Source organism: Streptomyces sp. NPDC044719 (genome assembly GCF_056433405.1).
Map to the genome: position 1 here is coordinate 426652 of NZ_JBWKHE010000004.1, position 15694 is coordinate 442345.

At 71.3% G+C, this 15694-nt stretch carries 14 protein-coding genes; 7 read left to right on the forward strand and 7 right to left on the reverse strand.

All coding sequences use genetic code 11. The features are described from left to right. Positions 1–172: 172 nt before the first annotated feature. From AC07DF_RS17960 to AC07DF_RS17975, 4 genes are all read right to left on the reverse strand, one after another. Positions 173–979, reverse strand: coding sequence for an SDR family NAD(P)-dependent oxidoreductase (locus AC07DF_RS17960; RefSeq protein WP_478971727.1), 807 nt, complete (start codon positions 977–979; stop codon positions 173–175). Positions 980–1076: 97 nt separating this feature from the next. After that, a complete protein-coding gene (locus tag AC07DF_RS17965; RefSeq protein ID WP_478971729.1) occupies positions 1077–1835 on the reverse strand; it encodes an SDR family oxidoreductase in 759 nt (252 codons plus the stop codon). A 29-nt stretch (positions 1836–1864) separates the two neighbouring features. Then, positions 1865–2809 (reverse strand): alpha/beta fold hydrolase, encoded by a 945-nt coding sequence (locus AC07DF_RS17970; RefSeq protein WP_478971731.1) that lies wholly within the window; start codon positions 2807–2809, stop codon positions 1865–1867. A 325-nt stretch (positions 2810–3134) separates the two neighbouring features. Then, positions 3135–3989: an oxidoreductase gene (locus AC07DF_RS17975; RefSeq protein WP_478971733.1), complete on the reverse strand. Its 855-nt coding sequence runs from the start codon at positions 3987–3989 to the stop codon at positions 3135–3137. A gap of 287 nt (positions 3990–4276) precedes the next feature. Between AC07DF_RS17975 and AC07DF_RS17980 the strand changes: the two genes are divergently transcribed. After that, entirely contained in the window at positions 4277–5194 is a 918-nt protein-coding gene (locus AC07DF_RS17980; RefSeq protein ID WP_478971735.1) for a helix-turn-helix transcriptional regulator, read from the forward strand. A gap of 526 nt (positions 5195–5720) precedes the next feature. Here AC07DF_RS17980 and adh read toward each other — a convergent pair. Together adh and AC07DF_RS17990 are read right to left on the reverse strand one after the other, a co-directional pair. Next, positions 5721–7238 (reverse strand): aldehyde dehydrogenase, encoded by a 1518-nt coding sequence (gene adh / locus AC07DF_RS17985; RefSeq protein WP_478971737.1) that lies wholly within the window; start codon positions 7236–7238, stop codon positions 5721–5723. A gap of 114 nt (positions 7239–7352) precedes the next feature. After that, positions 7353–8603 carry a transcriptional regulator gene (locus AC07DF_RS17990; RefSeq protein ID WP_478971739.1) on the reverse strand — a complete coding sequence of 417 codons (1251 nt, stop codon included), beginning with the start codon at positions 8601–8603 and terminating at the stop codon, positions 7353–7355. A 528-nt stretch (positions 8604–9131) separates the two neighbouring features. On the opposite strand from AC07DF_RS17990, the gene AC07DF_RS17995 reads away from it, so the two are divergent. Then, the gene (locus AC07DF_RS17995) at positions 9132–9503 is read left to right on the forward strand and encodes a hypothetical protein (protein WP_478971741.1); all 372 of its coding nucleotides are present in this window, start codon (positions 9132–9134) and stop codon (positions 9501–9503) included. Positions 9504–9551: 48 nt separating this feature from the next. Here AC07DF_RS17995 and AC07DF_RS18000 read toward each other — a convergent pair whose 3' ends face one another. After that, positions 9552–10040, reverse strand: a complete 489-nt coding sequence (locus AC07DF_RS18000) for a hypothetical protein (RefSeq protein ID WP_478972723.1) — start codon at positions 10038–10040, stop codon at positions 9552–9554. 708 nt (positions 10041–10748) lie between these two features. Here AC07DF_RS18000 and AC07DF_RS18005 point away from each other — a divergent pair. From AC07DF_RS18005 to AC07DF_RS18025, 5 genes are all read left to right on the forward strand, one after another. Next, positions 10749–12614: a phage tail sheath subtilisin-like domain-containing protein gene (locus AC07DF_RS18005; RefSeq protein WP_478971743.1), complete on the forward strand. Its 1866-nt coding sequence runs from the start codon at positions 10749–10751 to the stop codon at positions 12612–12614. Between the two features lie 33 nt (positions 12615–12647). After that, positions 12648–13172 carry a phage tail protein gene (locus AC07DF_RS18010; RefSeq protein WP_004003113.1) on the forward strand — a complete coding sequence of 175 codons (525 nt, stop codon included), beginning with the start codon at positions 12648–12650 and terminating at the stop codon, positions 13170–13172. A gap of 104 nt (positions 13173–13276) precedes the next feature. Next, positions 13277–14011, forward strand: a complete 735-nt coding sequence (locus tag AC07DF_RS18015; protein ID WP_478971746.1) for a T4 family baseplate hub assembly chaperone — start codon at positions 13277–13279, stop codon at positions 14009–14011. Further along, positions 14004–14756, forward strand: a complete 753-nt coding sequence (locus tag AC07DF_RS18020; protein WP_478971748.1) for a hypothetical protein — start codon at positions 14004–14006, stop codon at positions 14754–14756. Before AC07DF_RS18015 ends, AC07DF_RS18020 begins: the two co-directional genes overlap by 8 nt. 73 nt (positions 14757–14829) lie before the next feature. After that, complete coding sequence (locus AC07DF_RS18025) at positions 14830–15690, forward strand: Pvc16 family protein (RefSeq protein WP_478971750.1); 861 nt, start codon at positions 14830–14832, stop codon at positions 15688–15690. Positions 15691–15694: the final 4 nt, after the last annotated feature.

The following is a 15694-nucleotide window of genomic DNA, read 5'->3' on the forward strand; positions in this document are numbered from 1 at the left end:
ACGGCAAGGCGGTGGAGGTGCAGGGCGCATCCACCGCCGACGGCGGCAACGGCGCTGATCTCGAAAGCCCCGAACCTGAACCACCGACCTCGCCCCCTGCGGAACTTCAGGCTCGTCGCGTGGGGCTATCTCAGGCCAGAGGGGTGCCGCACTCAGCTCGTGATCAATACACCTAGTGCGCAGGGCGGGGTTTGGCCTTGGTGGCGTGGCGGGCGGCCTTGTAGGTCTCGGGCAGGAAGCGGTGTTCGATGGCGGTGCGCTTGGTGGCGGCGTCGCCGCCGACGATTTCGGCGCGTCCGTTCATCAAGGCGAGGAAGCCCTGGCGGGCGACTTCCTTGCGGCTGTTCTTCTTCATGCCGGGGCCGAAGGCGGTGTTGTTCATGCCGGCGCTGGCGTGGAAGTTGCTGTCGGTGGCTCCGGGCATGAGGCAGGTGACGGTGACGCCGTGTTCCTTGAGTTCCTCGCGCAGTCCGAGGGCGAACATGCGGGTGAAGGCGCGGGAGGGCCCGTAGACGGTCTCATAGGGCGTGGGCAGGGTCGCCGACAGCGACGAGGTGATCAGGATGCGGCCGCAGCCGTTGCCGGCCATGTGCCGGGCGACGTGCTTGGCCAGGTGGACGACGGAGGCCACGTTCAGCTGAATCAGGGAGAGTTCGTCGTCGAGGTCGGTGTCGAGGAAGGCGCCGCCGATGCTGCGGCCGGCGTTGAGGACCGCGGCGTCGAGCGGTCGGCCGATGTCTCGCACCGCCCGCCACACCGTCTCGACGCCCTCGCTCCGGGAGAGGTCGGCGCGCACGGGTGTGACGTGGACGCCGTGCCGCGCGAGGTCGGCGGCTGCCTGGTCGGTGTGCTCGCTGCGGCCGGTGGCGATCAGGTCGAAGCCGTTGATGGCGAACAGCTTCGCGAGTTCGTAGCCGATGCCCGCGGAGGCCCCGGTCACCAGGGCGAGCGGGCGGTGGGAGGGGGCGGTGCTGCTCATGAGACGTGCTCCGTTCCGTGTGGGGTTGGCCGTTCGGTGCTGCCGGTGGCCGACCGCCGTGGGGTCGGCGCGGGCTGGCTCCGGGGCGGGGGTGGGTTTACCACTCCTGGCGGGTGGGGTGGATGACGATGTCGTTGACGGCGACGTCGGAGGGCTGGTCGAGGGCGTAGACGGCGGCGTCGGCCACCCGGTCGGGGTGGATGGCACCCTGGTTGAGGTTCTTCGCGATCTGCTTGCCCTCGCTGTTGGAGACCTTGTCGGCCCAGCCGGTGTCGATGACGCCGGGGCTGATCATGGAGACCTGGATGCCGTGGGTGATGCCGACTTCCTGGCGGAGGCTGTCGGTGATGCCACGGATGAAGAACTTGGTGGCGCTGTAGACGCCGCTGGCGTCCCCGACGCGGATGCCGGCCACCGAGCTGAGGTTGAGGATGTGGCCGGACCGTCGGGAGATCATGCCGGGCAGGACGGCGCTGATGGCATGCAGGTAGCCGCGGACGTTGGTGTCGATCATCTTGTCCCAGTCGTCGACGGCACGGTCGGACCACTTGGAGAAGAGCATCAGGCCGGCGTTGTTGACCAGGTGGTCGACGGGACCGTACTCACTTGCCGCGAACTCCATCAGACCATCGACGTCGTCCAGGCGGGTGACATCGGTGATGCGGGCGGTCGCGGTGCCGCCGGCGTCGCGGATCTCGGTGACCAGGTTGTTGAGCTTGTCGGCGTTGCGGGCGGCGAGGACGACACGGGCGCCGCGCGCGGCCAGGGCCCGGGCGCTGGCCGCGCCGATGCCCGAGGACGCACCGGTGATGACGCTGACGCGGCCCTGAAGGCGGGTGTCGTGGCTGTCTGCCATGGTGGCTCTCTCCTTGGCGTGAGCGGTGATCAGGCGGTGCGTGTGCGGGTGTCGAAGTCGAGGAACATGCGCACGAACTCTCCCGGGTTCTCCTCGGGCACCCAGTGGCCGGACTGCTCGACGAGGTGGCCGGTGACGTGGTCGGCGATCTCCTCGCACATGGCCAGATAGTTGGCGGCGAGTGCCTGGGTGGCGCCGCCGGAGGCGAGCACGGGGACGGTGAGTTTGCCGCCGGAGGCGATGGCATCGCGGTGGATCTGGGCGTCGTGGTCGAGTTCCCGGTAGATCTCGCACAGGGCGCGCATCGCGCCGGGGGCCTGGAAGGCGCGGGCGTAGACGTCCACATCGGCGTCCGTGATGGCGTCGGGCTGGTAGGTCAGGTCGTCGAAGAACCGCGTGATGTACCAGCGTTCCCGGCCGTGGGTGAGGTAGACGGCGATGTCGGGGTTGGCGTGGAAGTCGAAGTGCCAGGCGCTCTTGGCGACCTTGCGCTGCTCGTAGTAGTGCGTGCCGGGCAGCGGGGCTTCCATGGTGGTGAGGCTGACGACGTCGTCGCGGAAGCGCAGGGCGTAGCCGAACGCCAGCATCGAGCCGAGGTCGTGGCCGACGACGGAGACGGGCCCCTGAACTCCGAGGTGCTCGTGAATGAGGGTGTGCAGGTCCGCGGCCATCGTCCACTTGTCGTAGCCGTCGCGGGGCTTGGTCGACGCGCCGGCGCCACGGTAGTCGGGGGCGATGACGCGGTAGCCGGCCTGTGCGAGCGGGGCGAGTACCTTGCGCCAGGCATGCCGGGTCTGCGGGGCGCCGTGGATGAGCAGCACCGCCTTCGACGCCTCGGCCTCGGGCAGAGGGGACGGTTGGGCGAGGGTGTAGCCGATGCGGACCCCGGCGTCCTGGTCGATCCAGGCACGGCCGTGGCTGATCTGGACACTGCCGTGGTCGGTGACGGTGGCCGCTGCGGCGTGCGCGTTCATCCTGGGGTGCCTTTCGTCGTAGGGGTGCGGGAGGCGGAGGGCCTGATGCGGGGCAGTCGGCCGCAGGTGGTTGTCCGCTGAGGTGGGTGTCAGGTCAGGCCGTCACCACGATGTGGGGACATGCCGTGAGCGCCGCATCGGCGGGGAAAGCGGTGTGCATTGCCTCCCTCTCCTTCACTGCCGTGCGCGAGGAGGGCAGGAAGTGCTGGAGAAGACGCTGGGGGCCCAGGCTCCGGCCAGGGCTGGCCAAAACCGCGGGCTGCCTTAGGTGCCGGCCGGTGACGGGCCAGGCGCCGCCGTCACCGGCCGGCCCTCCAGGCTGGGGTCAGGCGGCGGGGGCGTCGAAGTCGGCCGACCTCGTCAGTGCCTCGTTCGCCCGGATCTCGGCGAGCATCGACTCCAGATGCTCGATCGCCATGGTGTACGCCGGGGCACCCAGCGGCAGGCGCTGGGGGTGGGCGTCGGCGGCGAGGGCGGTGATGATCGCCCGGGCGGCGGCGTGGGGGTCGCCGGGCTCCTTGCCGGTGTCCGCGCGGAACGCGGCACGGGCCGCGCCGACCGTGTCGGCGTAGTCGGCGATCTCCCGCTCGGGCAGCGTCTCGTTGGCGGAACGGCCGGCCCAGTCGGTGCGGAAGGGGCCGGGCTCGACGAGCAGCGTGGTGATGCCCAGCGGTGCGACCTCCTGGCGCAGGGCGTCGGTCAGGCCCTCGACGGCGAACTTGGTGGCGGCGTAGTAGCCGACGGCCGGGAAGGCGCGCAGTCCTCCGATGGAGGAGAAGTTCACGATCGTTCCCGCGCGGCGTGCGCGCATGCCCGGCAGGACGGCGCGGATGACGTCGGACAGGCCGAAGACGTTGATGTCGAAGATCCGGCGGATCTCTTCGTCGGTGCTCTCCTCGACGGCGGCGAAATAGCCGATGCCGGCGTTGTTGACCAGCACATCGATGCCGCCGAAGTGCCTCTCGGAAGCGTCGACGGCCTCCTTGACCTGCGCGGCGTCGGTGACGTCGAGGGGCAGGGCGAGCGCCTGGTCGTTGCCCTCGACAAGATCCTTGATCTGAGCGACGTTGCGGGCGGTGACGACCGCCTGGTGGCCGACGGCGAGAACCTCCTGGGCCAGAGCGCGGCCGAAGCCGGTCGAGCAGCCGGTGATGAACCAGACCTTCTGCTGAGCAGTCATGAAGCGGATCTTCCTCAGAACGGACGCACCCCTCCTACGGCGATCACAACGGGGTTCCGGCGACAGAGGTGCTACGTACAGGGTGAAGCGGCGCCCGCCCCGGCCTGTGCCTCACACACGGCAGGCGGGCCGCGGACCTGTTGAAGGTCACTGCGATGGCCGCCCCACCATTCATGCACGCCGTGGAGCCGAGGGCCAAGCCACCTGTGGGGGCCATTGCTGCCGGGGAAAAACCTTCCCCCCCACCCCGGTGGATCGCAGCCGCAAGCCGGGCAAGACTGGTTCTCATGGCGAACCATGCCGAGGAGATCAAGAAGTTCCTGCGCACCCGGCGTGACGCGGTCCGCCCCTCCCAGGTCGGCCTGGCGAACTACCCGGGCCGGCGAGTACCCGGCCTGCGTCGCGAAGAGGTCGCGCAGCTCGCCGGTGTCAGCGTGGACTACTACACCCGCCTGGAACAGGGGCGGCTCACCAGCGCCTCCGAAGGGGTCATCCTCTCCATCGCCGAGGCCCTGAAGCTCACGCAAGCAGAGACCCAGTACCTGCGCGACCTGCTGCGCCCCCACCCCCGCCGCAGCGCCCAGCAGGCGCCGCCCCAGCAGGTGCGGCCCGATCTGCTGCGCATGCTGAACGGACTGCACGACCAGCCCGCCTTCGTCCTCGGCCGCCGCAACGAGGTCCTGGCCTCCAACGACCTTCTAGACGCGCTGTTCACCCCGTTCAACCACCGCCCGCCCGACGAGCGCAACCTGCTGCGCTGGATGCTCCTCGACCCCGCCGCCCGCTCCCTCTACCTCGACTGGGCTCAGGTCACCTCCGAAGTCGTCGGCGTGCTGCGCGCCGAGGCCGGCCGCAACCCCCACGACCCGCAGATCGCCGAATTCGTCGCCGAACTACGTTCGATATCCTCCGAGTTCCGCACTTGGTGGGCCGAGCGGACCGTCATCGAACGCACCTGGGGCACCAAACGGTTCAACCACCCCGTCGTCGGGCGCCTCGACATCACCTACGAAGCCCTCTCCCTGCCCGGCGACCCTGACCAGATCCTCTTCGTCTACGCCGGCAAGACTGACGACGACCTCGAAAAACTGCGCATCCTCGCCAGCTGGTACGCCCAGTCCACCCCCCGCCCCGCCACCGCAGGCAAGGACACCGCCCAGCCGCAACGGGACGGGCTGGGCGAACAAGGTCCCCGCCACGCGTAGACCCGGCCGGGCGTCCGCCGCCGGCTCCCCCCATAGCCAGCTCAGCGGCTCCACCCCCCGCGTGGCGACTGACCTGGTCCAGGGTGTGCGCCTCGGTCGGGGTCAGCCCGACGATGGGGCTGAAACTCGTGAGGACGGAGACGGCGAAGTCGTGGACGCGGCACGGCCCTTGAGGGGCGGCGTGCCGACCGGGTCGTGGAAGAGCGTGCTCGGCGAAGGCGCCGCTCCAGGGGTCGGCGTCGCCGTTCTGGGAGGCCCACTCGCCCTACGAGTACTCGTGTGTCGGGTGGGCGGGATTCGTCGCCGCGGTGGAGAGAGCGAGCCAGTGGCGCAGGTAGTCGGAATCTGCGAACTCGTCGGCAAGGACCGCGCCGAGTACGGCGGCGCCCTGAGTCCCCGACGCGAGGATCCTGCACGTAGGCCGGGGTTTTGGTCCGTGACTGGTCCGGAAGAGCGTGTTGAAGGGGCCGAGCGCGAGGCGCCCGACTGGGTGGAAGGTCAGGTCAGGCGCCCTTTCATGTGTCCTCTAGAAGAAGCCCAGCTTCTTCGGCGAGTACGACACCAGCAGGTTCTTCGTCTGCTGATAGTGGTCCAGCATCATCTTGTGCGTCTCGCGGCCGATCCCCGACTTCTTGTAGCCGCCGAACGCCGCGTGCGCCGGGTAAGCGTGGTAGCAGTTGGTCCAGACCCGGCCCGCCTTGATCTCGCGGCCCAGGCGGTAGGCCGTGTTGCCGTCGCGGGTCCAGACGCCGGCGCCCAGGCCGTACAGGGTGTCGTTGGCGAGTTTGAGGGCCTCGTCGACGGAGTCGTAGGTCGTGACCGAGACGACCGGGCCGAAGATCTCCTCCTGGAAGATCCGCATGTCGTTGCTGCCGCGGAAGATCGTCGGCTCGATGTAGTAGCCGCCCTCGAGGCCGGGGACCGCGCGGGGGTTGCCGCCCGTGACGACCTCGGCCCCTTCCTTCCTGCCGATGTCGAGGTAGGAGAGGATCTTCTCGTACTGGTCGTTGCTCGCCTGCGCGCCGATCATGGTGTCCGGGTCCAGCGGGTCGCCGCCGACGATCGCCTGTGTGCGTGCGACGCAACGGGCCATGAAGTCCTCGTAGATGGAGGAGTGGATCAGGGCGCGGGACGGGCAGGTGCACACCTCGCCCTGGTTGAGGGCGAACATCACGAAGCCCTCTACGGCCTTGTCCAGGAAGTCGTCGTCCGCGTCCATGACGTCGGGCAGGAAGATGTTCGGGCTCTTGCCGCCCAGTTCCAGCGTGACCGGGATGATGTTCTCGCTCGCGTACTGCATGATCAGGCGGCCGGTCGTCGTCTCCCCGGTGAACGCCACCTTCGCCACGCGCGGGCTGGAGGCCAGCGGCTTGCCCGCCTCGACGCCGAAGCCGTTCACGACGTTGACCACACCCGGGGGCAGCAGGTCCGCGATCAGTTCCATGACGTAGAGCAGGCTGACCGGGGTCTGTTCGGCCGGCTTGATGACGACGCAGTTGCCCGCCGCGAGGGCCGGCGCCAGCTTCCATGTGGCCATCAGGATCGGGAAGTTCCACGGGATGATCTGGCCGACCACGCCCAGCGGCTCGTGGAAGTGGTACGCGACCGTGTCGGCGTCGATCTCCGCGATGCTGCCCTCCTGCGCGCGGACGACACCGGCGAAGTACCGGAAGTGGTCGACGGCCAGCGGAATGTCGGCGGCCAGGGTCTCGCGGACCGGCTTGCCGTTCTCCCAGGTCTCGGCGACCGCGATCTTCTCCAGGTGTTCTTCCAGACGGTCCGCGATCCTGTTGAGGACGCCCGCGCGTTCCGCGGTGGACGTGCGGCCCCACTTGTCGGCAGCCCGGTGCGCCGCGTCCAGGGCGAGGCCGACGTCGGCGGCGGAAGAGCGGGCCACCTCGCAGAAGACCTTGCCGGTCACGGGGCTCGGGTTCTCGAAGTAGCGGCCCTCGACCGGGGCGACGAAGTCACCGCCGATGAAGTTGTCGTAGCGCCGGGCGAAGTTGACGATGCTGCCGTCGGTTCCTGGCTGCGCGTACACCATGGCGGCTCTCCTCGGTGAAGGGCGGTGAAGGGCGGTGACAAGTGACGCCCTTCACTGTGCTCCCGCGAGGTTGGCGCAAGGTTGGCGCCGCGGGACCGGCCGCCGCGCGCAGGCTCAGTCGCGCAGGGCCGTGGTCAGCCGGCCCGCGGCGATCGCGCGGCGGGTGTCGTCCGGGCCGAGCAGACGCAGTGCGTGTTCGTGGATCTCCGCGTCGTACGGGGCCCGTTCGCCGTAGCGCAGGGCGTGGTCCGGGCGGGTGCTCGCCAGGACGGACTCGCGTACGGCCACTTCGATGCGAGTGCGCCACTCCTCGATGCCGGGCGCCTCGGAACGGGGCAGCAGCGGACCGCCGTAGCGGCGCAGGGCGGTGTCCGTGTCGCCCTGTTCCAGTGCGCGCAGGACGTCGGCGGCGTCGCAGGACACCGGGACCGTCAGGGCGTAGCGGCGAGGGGCGATGCCGCCGCCGAGGGCGCGGCGCAGATGGGAGATCTCGGCCTTGAAGGTGGACGCGGTGACCGGCCGGTCGCCGTACAGGGCGGCGCGCAGCCGTTCCGGGGAGTAGCCGTCGGGTTCGAGCGCGAGCAGGGTGAGGATCTCCAACTGGCGGGGGCGCAGGGTGAGGTGACGTTCGCCGGACACGTCCTGTACAGCCTGTTCGGCGCCCAGGCAGGTGAGCCGCAGCCGACTCGCCCGGCTCGGCCGGCCCGGGCGGTCGTGTTCCGTGGAGAGGCGGGCCTCGATGGTGGACACCAGCGTCCGCACGGTGGACATGGCCAGGGGGTGCGAGCGGTCCCAGGTGGTGGACAGGTCCAGAACGCCGAGGACCCGGCCGTCCGGGCCGTGCACGGGGGCGCAGTAGCAGACCCAGCCGTGCAGGGCCGACACCAGGTGCTCGGCCGAGAAGACGGAGCTGGGGCGGCCGGTACGCAGTGCGAGGGACAGGGCGTTGGTGCCCATGGCCTGCTCGTCCCACCGGCCGCCCGGCGCGAAGTTGACCCGCTCGGCCTTGCGGCGCATGGTCGGGCCGCCGCAGGTCCACAGGATGGTGCCGGACTCGTCGGTGACCGCCGTGACGAAACCGGCGTCCTCGGCGATGCTGTGCAGTTCGCCGGCGAGGCCGGAGACCGGCCGGTACAGCGGTGAGGACGTCCAGCGCTGGTGCACCGGGCCGCCGTCGGTGACCGGGGCGCTGTCCCGGCCGGGGTCCACACTGCCCAGTGAGCGCGCCCAGGACTCGGTCACCTCGTGGCGCAGCGCCGCGCTGCCGCCCGGCCGCGTGCCGGGGACGCTCAGCCGCGGTACCCAGTGGGACCACTCGTGCTCCAGCACGGTCCTGCGCTGCCGGAGGTCAGGGCGCTGTGACATGGCCTCTCCCTGCCGTCGTAGCCGTCGTACCGGTTCTCGGCGTGAGGTCAGTGTTACCGGATGCGCCGGGCCCGGTCGAGGAAACCGGCGGACCGGGGTCCGGGGTTTCGCATGACCGGCCGGGAAGTGGCTCTGCTCTGAACGAGCGACCGCCTGACTGGATGTTTGTCCGGACCCCGCGTGCCGCCGTTCGGGTGACGGGTTCACTCGACCCGACGGACGGCGTCCCGGCCGCGTACCACCGGCGCGCGGCGTCGCGTTGCCCTGGCATGGACAGCACTGCGACGGCGTGGCGCCTGCTCGGGAACGACGCCGCGTCCCGGCCGTACGCCGAACTCACCAGCGGATACTCGGGCCATCCGCCGATCTACGCGGCGCTGGTCGCCGAGTGGGAGGCCAGGGGTCACACCACCCCGGAGCACCGTGACGGCCAGTGGGTCTCCTTCGCCGCGCCGACCGAGAGCGAGACCTGGACCGCCGTCCCCGCGTGGAACACCGGCCCGCACCTGGGCCCGGTCGTCCCTGGCGGTGCCCACCCGGCTGCCGGCCGGCACACAGGCCCGGTCGTCCCTGGCGGTGCCCACCCGGCTGCCGGTCGGCACACAGGCCCGGTCGTCCCTGGCGGTGCCCACCCGGCTGCCGGTCGGCACACAGGCCCGGTCGTCCCTGGCGGCGCCAATCCGGCTGCCGGTCGGCCCACAGGCCCGGTCGTCCCTGGCGGCGCCAATCCGGCTGCCGGTCGGCACACAGGCCCGGTCGTCCCTGGCGGTGCCCACCCGGCTGCCGGTCGGCCCACAGGCCCGGTCGTCCCTGGCGGTGCCCACCCGGCTGCCGGTCGGCCCTCAGGCCCGGCCGGCACTGCCGGCGCACCGCCGGCCCCCGGCCGCCACACAGGCCTGATCGCCGATCGGATTGCGGGAACACTGGCCGCTCCCGCCGCCGTCCGTCTCACCAGCCCTCAGGGGCCACCGGCTCCGCGCTGACCGGTGCCAGGACCGCGAGGGTGCCCGTGGCCTCGCGCAGGGCCGACTCGAGTGTGCCGGGGGAGTGCAGGGCGCCGGTGCCGTCCGGTGGGACGAGCCACTCCAGGCGGCCGGCGGGCCGGTACGGCGGTGGTACGGCGACCCAGGAACCACGGCCGACGTGCCGGACCCCGAACCCCACCCACTCGCTGACGGGGTCGGGCGGCAGGAAGAAGCCCACTCTGCGCGCCGTGCAGTCCACGAGGGTGGGGCCCGGCACCTTCACCGGATCGCGCCACAGGTAGTCCAGGGCGAGCAGGCCGAGCCGGTCGGGAACGCTCAGCACGTCCCAGTAGCGCCCGGCCTCCACGAGAACCGTGCCCGCGCCGTAGTCCCACTCCCGCTTGCACTCCTGGGGGTCCGTGGCGGCCGCGGCGAGCCACTCGACGGCTTGCTTCCACATGACGCTCTGCATGGCCACCCCAGGCACAGTCGGCGCGCCGCGAAGGACGCACGCGGGACTCGGGCCGGTGGCCCACGGGGATCCGGGAGATCCGCGGTGCCGGTCCGGCCCAGTCATGCTCGTAGATATTTCTAGGCGCCGGAAGGGGTGGCGCGGCCTGGCGTTTGGGTCGGGCATGTCCCGGTCGAAACAGGGCACTCGAAGACGCAACACGTAAGGCCGCGGTCAACTCCGGACGCGTCCATGCCGCCCATACGAAACCGGCCACTGGCCGATGAACGACTCGGGGAGAACTCGGGGAGTGCGCTGGGCGGATGGGGTGTCGTCGCCGGAAATGCGCGGCCCCGAAGGCATGCCCGCCACCGGCCTTCACACCCCCTGTGTGCGAAGTGTGGGCCAGTCCACGAGGGCACGCGGGCAGGATGTGCGAATCAGGGAAGTTTGCCTTCACAAAACCTTCCAGCGTGCTGGCCAGAACCTGTCTTGTTCGGTCAACTCCGAACGCATCAAGGTGGATTGAGCACTTGAGCATCAGGAGTCACAAGCGCGCTGCTTGACCTGTGCGACCGAACCGCACGGGTACTGACGGGGGAACTGATGAGGTGCGCGTGCCCACCGCCGACGCTCGGGGGGCAGTTCCTCGCGCCCGGCCCGAACGTCCCTCCCTCACCGTCTCTTGGTGCCGTCATCCGGTGCCCGAGACAGGGATTAGGAGGGGGAATGCCGATGAGTGCAGTGAGCGCCGCCAAGCCGACGTATCCCGGTGTCTACGTCGAAGAGCTTCCCAGCAGCACCCGCACCATCTCGACCCTGACCACTTCGGTGACCGCCTTCGTGGGCCACACCCGCCGCGGTCCGCTGAACGAGCCGGTGCGCGTCACCAGCTTCACGGAGTTCGAGCGCCGCTTCGGAGGCCTGAGCGCCCAGAGCGCCGTCGGCTACGCCGTTCACCAGTTCTTCGGCAACGGCGGCACCGTCGCCGTGATCGTCCGGGTCGCCAAGGCCGGCAGCGGCCAGGCCGCCTGTGTCACGCTGGAGTCCACCGAGGGCCACAGCGAGTGCGACGTCCTCAAGGTGCACGCCAAGGAACCCGGCGTGTGGGGCAACGGCCTGCGGGTCGCCGTCGACTACGACACGCCCTGCCCCGAGGAGACCTTCAACCTGCGCGTCCACGACGCCAAGGGCGAGGCCCGCGAGAGCTTCACCGGTCTGTCCGCCGACCCGTCCAGCGGCCGGTACGCGCAGACCGTCGTCAACGCCGGCTCCCGGCTGATCCGCGTCGAGGCGGTCGGCGAGGGCCGGCCCGACCCGTCCGGCACCGTCTCCAAGCCGTTCGGGCACGAGCTGCCCGACCTCGCCGTGGACCTCACCGTCAAGATCGGCGACGTCGAGCGGGAGTTCACGCTCTACGACCCCGACTGCGACGGAGAGGCCCCGTCTTCTGTCGCCGAGCTGGCGCTGCTGCTGGAGCGCAAGCTGCGTGCCCTGCCCGACGCGCCCGGCAAGCACGCCTTCGCCGGCGCCGAGGTCACCGCCTTCGGCCGGCGCGTCCAGGTCGTGGCCGGTTCCACCGACCCCGAGGACGTCGTCCGCTTCCTCGGCGAGTGCGCCAACGACCTCGGCCTCGAGGCCTCCGTCAACCCGCCGGTCTTCCCGCTGGAGGGCGGCGAGGACGGCGAGGCGCCCGGCCCGCGCGACCTCATCGGGTCCGAGGCCGACAAGTCCGGTATCCAGGCGCTGCGCGGTGTCGCCGACGTCAACCTGCTCGTGCTGCCCGAACTCGCCGCGTACGAGAAGGCGGAGGACGCCGTCACCGTCGTCTCGGCCGCCCAGCGGCTGTGCCAGGAGCGGCGGATCTTCCTGCTGGTCGACGCGCCGAGCACCTGGGTCAGCGTGGACACCGCCCGAGCCGGGCTCGCCGCGTTCGACGCCGTCCGCGGCAACCACGCGGGCCTGTACTTCCCGCACCTCCAGCTCACCGACCCGCTCACCGGCCGGCTGCGCTCCTTCCCGCCGTCCGGCGCCGTCGCCGGCGTCATCGCCCGTACGGACGCCGAGCGCGGCGTGTGGAAGGCCCCGGCCGGCACCGAGGCGCGGCTCGCGGGCGTGCACTCGCTCACGGTCAACCTGACCGACCGCGAGACCGGCCTGCTCAACCCGCTCGGCGTCAACGTCCTGCGGACGTTCCCGGTGACCGGCCCGGTCGTCTGGGGCGCACGCACGATGGAGGGTTCCGACGCCCTCGACAGCGAGTGGAAGTACGTGCCGGTGCGGCGGCTGGCCCTGCACGTCGAGGAGAGCCTCCAGCGGGGCCTGCAGTGGGTGGTGTTCGAGCCCAACGACGAGAACCTGTGGCAGCAGATCCGCCTCAGCGCCTCCTCCTACCTGCACACGCTCTTCCGCCAGGGCGCCTTCAAGGGCGGCACACCGCGCGAGGCCTACTTCGTCAAGTGCGACAGCGACACCACGACCGACGAGGACATCGAGAACGGCATCGTCAACGTCCTGGTCGGCATCGCGCCGGTCCGCCCGGCCGAGTTCGTGGTCGTCAAGATCCAGCAGACGTCCGGACAGTTCGCGCTCTAAGGAACGCTCCAAGGAATCCCTGAGGACATTTCGATGGCAGAGTTCACGGTCAACGCCCATCGTTTCGACCCGTACAAGAACTTCAAGTTCCTGGTCCTGTGGGACGGTCGGACGGTCGCGGGCATCAGCAAGATCAGTCCGCTGAAGCGGACCACCGAGGTCGTCAAGCACCGCCACGGCGGCGACCCCTCGTCCCCGCGCAAGTCGCCGGGCCGCTCCGAGTTCGAGGGCATCACCCTGGAGCGCGGCGTCACGCACGACCCCGAGTTCGACCGCTGGGCCAACAAGGTCTGGCAGGTCGGCGCGGGCCTCGGCTCCGAGGTGTCCCTCGCGGACTTCCGCAAGGACATCGTGATCCAGGTCCTCAACGAGGCCGGCCAGGTCGCCGTCTCGCACAAGCTGTACCGGACCTGGCCGAGTGAGTACCAGGTCCTCGGCGAACTGGACGCCAACGCCAACGCGGTGGCCATCCAGTCGCTGAAGCTCGAGTGCGAGGGCTGGGAGCGGGACTACGAGGTTCCCGAACCAGAGGAGCCGTCGTTCCTTAACCCGGCGTAGCGCTCCGCTGGGGAAGCGCCGTCGGGTTGTTGTTCGTCTGCGGGTTCGTGGGGGGCTGGTCGCGCAGTTCCCCGCGCCCCTATGGGGCACGTAGTGGGGGAGGCATGGCCATCACACAGGCGGTCGACGTTCTGGCCACCTGGGAGACCGGGTTGGCCCAGGAGCCGGCCGGGCGCGCGCTGTTGTTGCACAGGGCTGCCCGGCCGGATCTGGGCGGTGACCGGCAGGCGCTGCTGTCGCTTCCGGTGGGGGAGCGGGAGGCGGATCTGTTCGCCCTGCGCCGGGCCCTGTTCGGGGAGCGGATGCAGGTGCGTCTGGACTGCTCGGCGTGCGGCGCGGACATGGAGTTCGAGCTGGACGCCGGGGAGTTCGCCCGCACCCTGGCCGACCGGGGCGATCCGCTGGTGCGGGTCGCCGAGGACGGCTGGGAGGTCGAGTTCCGGGTGCCCGGCGTCGCCGACCTGACGGCGGCGGCCCGGGCGGCCGACCCGCGTGGCGTGCTACTGGCGCGGTGTGTGGTGAGCGCCGTACGCGAGGGGGAGTCCGTGTCCGCGGACACGCTGCCCGTCGCCGTACAGCGGCGGATCGCCGAGGCGGCCCAGGCCGCCGACCCGGGGGCCGACGTCACGCTCAGCATCGCCTGCCCCGAATGCGGGGAGCCCACCCGGGCCGAGCTGGACATCGCCTCCTACCTGTGGACCGAACTGGACGCCTGGGCCCGGGACCTCCTGCTCGACGTCCATCTGCTCGCCACCGCGTACGGCTGGAGCGAGCCGGAGATCCTGGCGCTCAGCCCGCTGCGGCGCCGTTACTACCTGGAGCTGTGTGCGGATGCCTGACTCCACCTCGCAAGGGCGGCCGGAGCCCGACTTCCTCGACCGGCTGCTCGCCCGGCACGCGGCGCCCGCCGCGCGGCGGCCCGGAGTGGTGCGCGTACGGCCGCGGCTGGCCGGCCCGTTCGAGCGCGTCGAGGCGGTACGGGCCGCCGCGGCGGACCCGGACGGCACCGAACCGCTGTGGCCCGTCGCCGCCCCGGCCGCCGTCGCCCGGCCGGACGGGACGCGCCCGGCGGCCCGCGAGGTCGTCCGTACGGAACGGGAGCGGACGGTCGTACGGACCGAGCAGGCCCCGGCACCCGACGAGCCCGCACTCCGGCCGGCCCGGCCCGCCGAGAACGAAGGGCCGCTGCTGCGTCCCGTCACCCCCACGGGCCCCGTGCTGCGGCCGGTCCCCGACACCGCCCGCCGCGCGGCGGGCCGGGGCCGTACCGAGCGGGCGGCCCCCACGAACGCGGCGTCCGTGCCCACCCCCCCTGGTACGGACGCCGCTTCCCCCGCCGCCGTGTCCGCCCCGCTGCTCCCCAGCGCGGCGGACACGGCGGCCGCACGGGACGCCGTCCGGCAGGCCGCGGCCCGCCGTCCCGGGCGCCCGGCCGAGCAGGTGGTGCAGGTGCAGATCGGGCGGCTGGAGGTCACCGCGGGCGGCGCGCCGCAGGGCGGTGCCGACAGGCCCCGGCCACGGGACGCGGAGCGCCCCCGGGCCGCGGTCAGCCTGGCGGACTATCTGGCCAGGGGACGCGAGTGAGTGACACGCGACGGCACGGCAGCCGTACGACGAGAAGGACCAGGACGACGAGAGGGACCGAGGAACCGACGCCATGAGCAACGCACTTGCCCTCGCCCACGTCACCCAGGCCCTCGCCCTGCTGATCGAGGCCCATCTGCCGCCGGACATCGACATCGCGGTGAAGGTCGAGCCGCGCAAGCCGCCGGCCGACCCGCCTCTCGAGCCGACCATCACGGTGTTCCTGTACCAGGTCACGCCGAACACCTCGCAGCGCAACAACGACCTGCCCGCCCGGGCGTCCGACGGAACGCTGGTCCGGCGACCGGCCGCCGCGCTCGACCTGCACTACCTGATCAGCGCGTACGGCGAGGAGGCGGAACTGGTCGGGCAGCGCCTGATCGGCTCGGTGGTGCGCACCCTGCACGAGATACCCGTACTGCCCAGGGACATCATCGAACTCGCCGGTCAGCGGCCGCACTTGAGCGGGAGCGACCTGGCCGATGCGGTACAGCGGGTGCGGTTCACGCCGACGGTGATGGACGTCGACGAGACGTCCAAGCTGTGGGGGATGCTCCACCAGACGCCGTACACGCTGTCCGTCGTCTACCAGGCGGTCCTGGTCCTCATCGACGGGCGCGAGACGCCGGTGCCGGCGAAGCCGGTGGAACGGCCGGAGGTACGGGTGCTGCCGTTCGGGGCGCCGGGGGCGCCGTCGCCCGAGGCGGTGCCTGACGAGTCGGTCCAGCCCTCGCGGACGGCCGCGGAGTCCGCCGGCGCGCCGACGAAGGCCGTTGCCAGGACCGAGGCGAAGGAGCCCGCCAAGCCGGCCCGGGGCCGCAAGCCGTCCCAGCCGGCCAGGACGGCGAAGAAGCCGGCCGCCAGGCCTGCGAAATCCGCACGGTCACAGCCGTCGGCCAAGAAGGCGGACGGCAGTGAGGACACGGAGAACTGAGGCG

What these genes read in the sequence shown, in the direction of transcription:
- AC07DF_RS17960 (WP_478971727.1), bottom strand. Translation starts at nt 979, where the DNA reads ATGAGCAGCACCGCCCCCTCCCACCGCCCGCTCGCCCTGGTGACCGGG.
- AC07DF_RS17965 (WP_478971729.1), bottom strand. Translation starts at nt 1,835, where the DNA reads ATGGCAGACAGCCACGACACCCGCCTTCAGGGCCGCGTCAGCGTCATC.
- AC07DF_RS17970 (WP_478971731.1), bottom strand. Translation starts at nt 2,809, where the DNA reads ATGAACGCGCACGCCGCAGCGGCCACCGTCACCGACCACGGCAGTGTC.
- AC07DF_RS17975 (WP_478971733.1), bottom strand. Translation starts at nt 3,989, where the DNA reads ATGACTGCTCAGCAGAAGGTCTGGTTCATCACCGGCTGCTCGACCGGC.
- AC07DF_RS17980 (WP_478971735.1), top strand. Translation starts at nt 4,277, where the DNA reads ATGGCGAACCATGCCGAGGAGATCAAGAAGTTCCTGCGCACCCGGCGT.
- adh (WP_478971737.1), bottom strand. Translation starts at nt 7,238, where the DNA reads ATGGTGTACGCGCAGCCAGGAACCGACGGCAGCATCGTCAACTTCGCC.
- AC07DF_RS17990 (WP_478971739.1), bottom strand. Translation starts at nt 8,603, where the DNA reads ATGTCACAGCGCCCTGACCTCCGGCAGCGCAGGACCGTGCTGGAGCAC.
- AC07DF_RS18000 (WP_478972723.1), bottom strand. Translation starts at nt 10,040, where the DNA reads ATGCAGAGCGTCATGTGGAAGCAAGCCGTCGAGTGGCTCGCCGCGGCC.
- AC07DF_RS18005 (WP_478971743.1), top strand. Translation starts at nt 10,749, where the DNA reads ATGCCGATGAGTGCAGTGAGCGCCGCCAAGCCGACGTATCCCGGTGTC.
- AC07DF_RS18010 (WP_004003113.1), top strand. Translation starts at nt 12,648, where the DNA reads ATGGCAGAGTTCACGGTCAACGCCCATCGTTTCGACCCGTACAAGAAC.
- AC07DF_RS18015 (WP_478971746.1), top strand. Translation starts at nt 13,277, where the DNA reads ATGGCCATCACACAGGCGGTCGACGTTCTGGCCACCTGGGAGACCGGG.
- AC07DF_RS18020 (WP_478971748.1), top strand. Translation starts at nt 14,004, where the DNA reads ATGCCTGACTCCACCTCGCAAGGGCGGCCGGAGCCCGACTTCCTCGAC.
- AC07DF_RS18025 (WP_478971750.1), top strand. Translation starts at nt 14,830, where the DNA reads ATGAGCAACGCACTTGCCCTCGCCCACGTCACCCAGGCCCTCGCCCTG.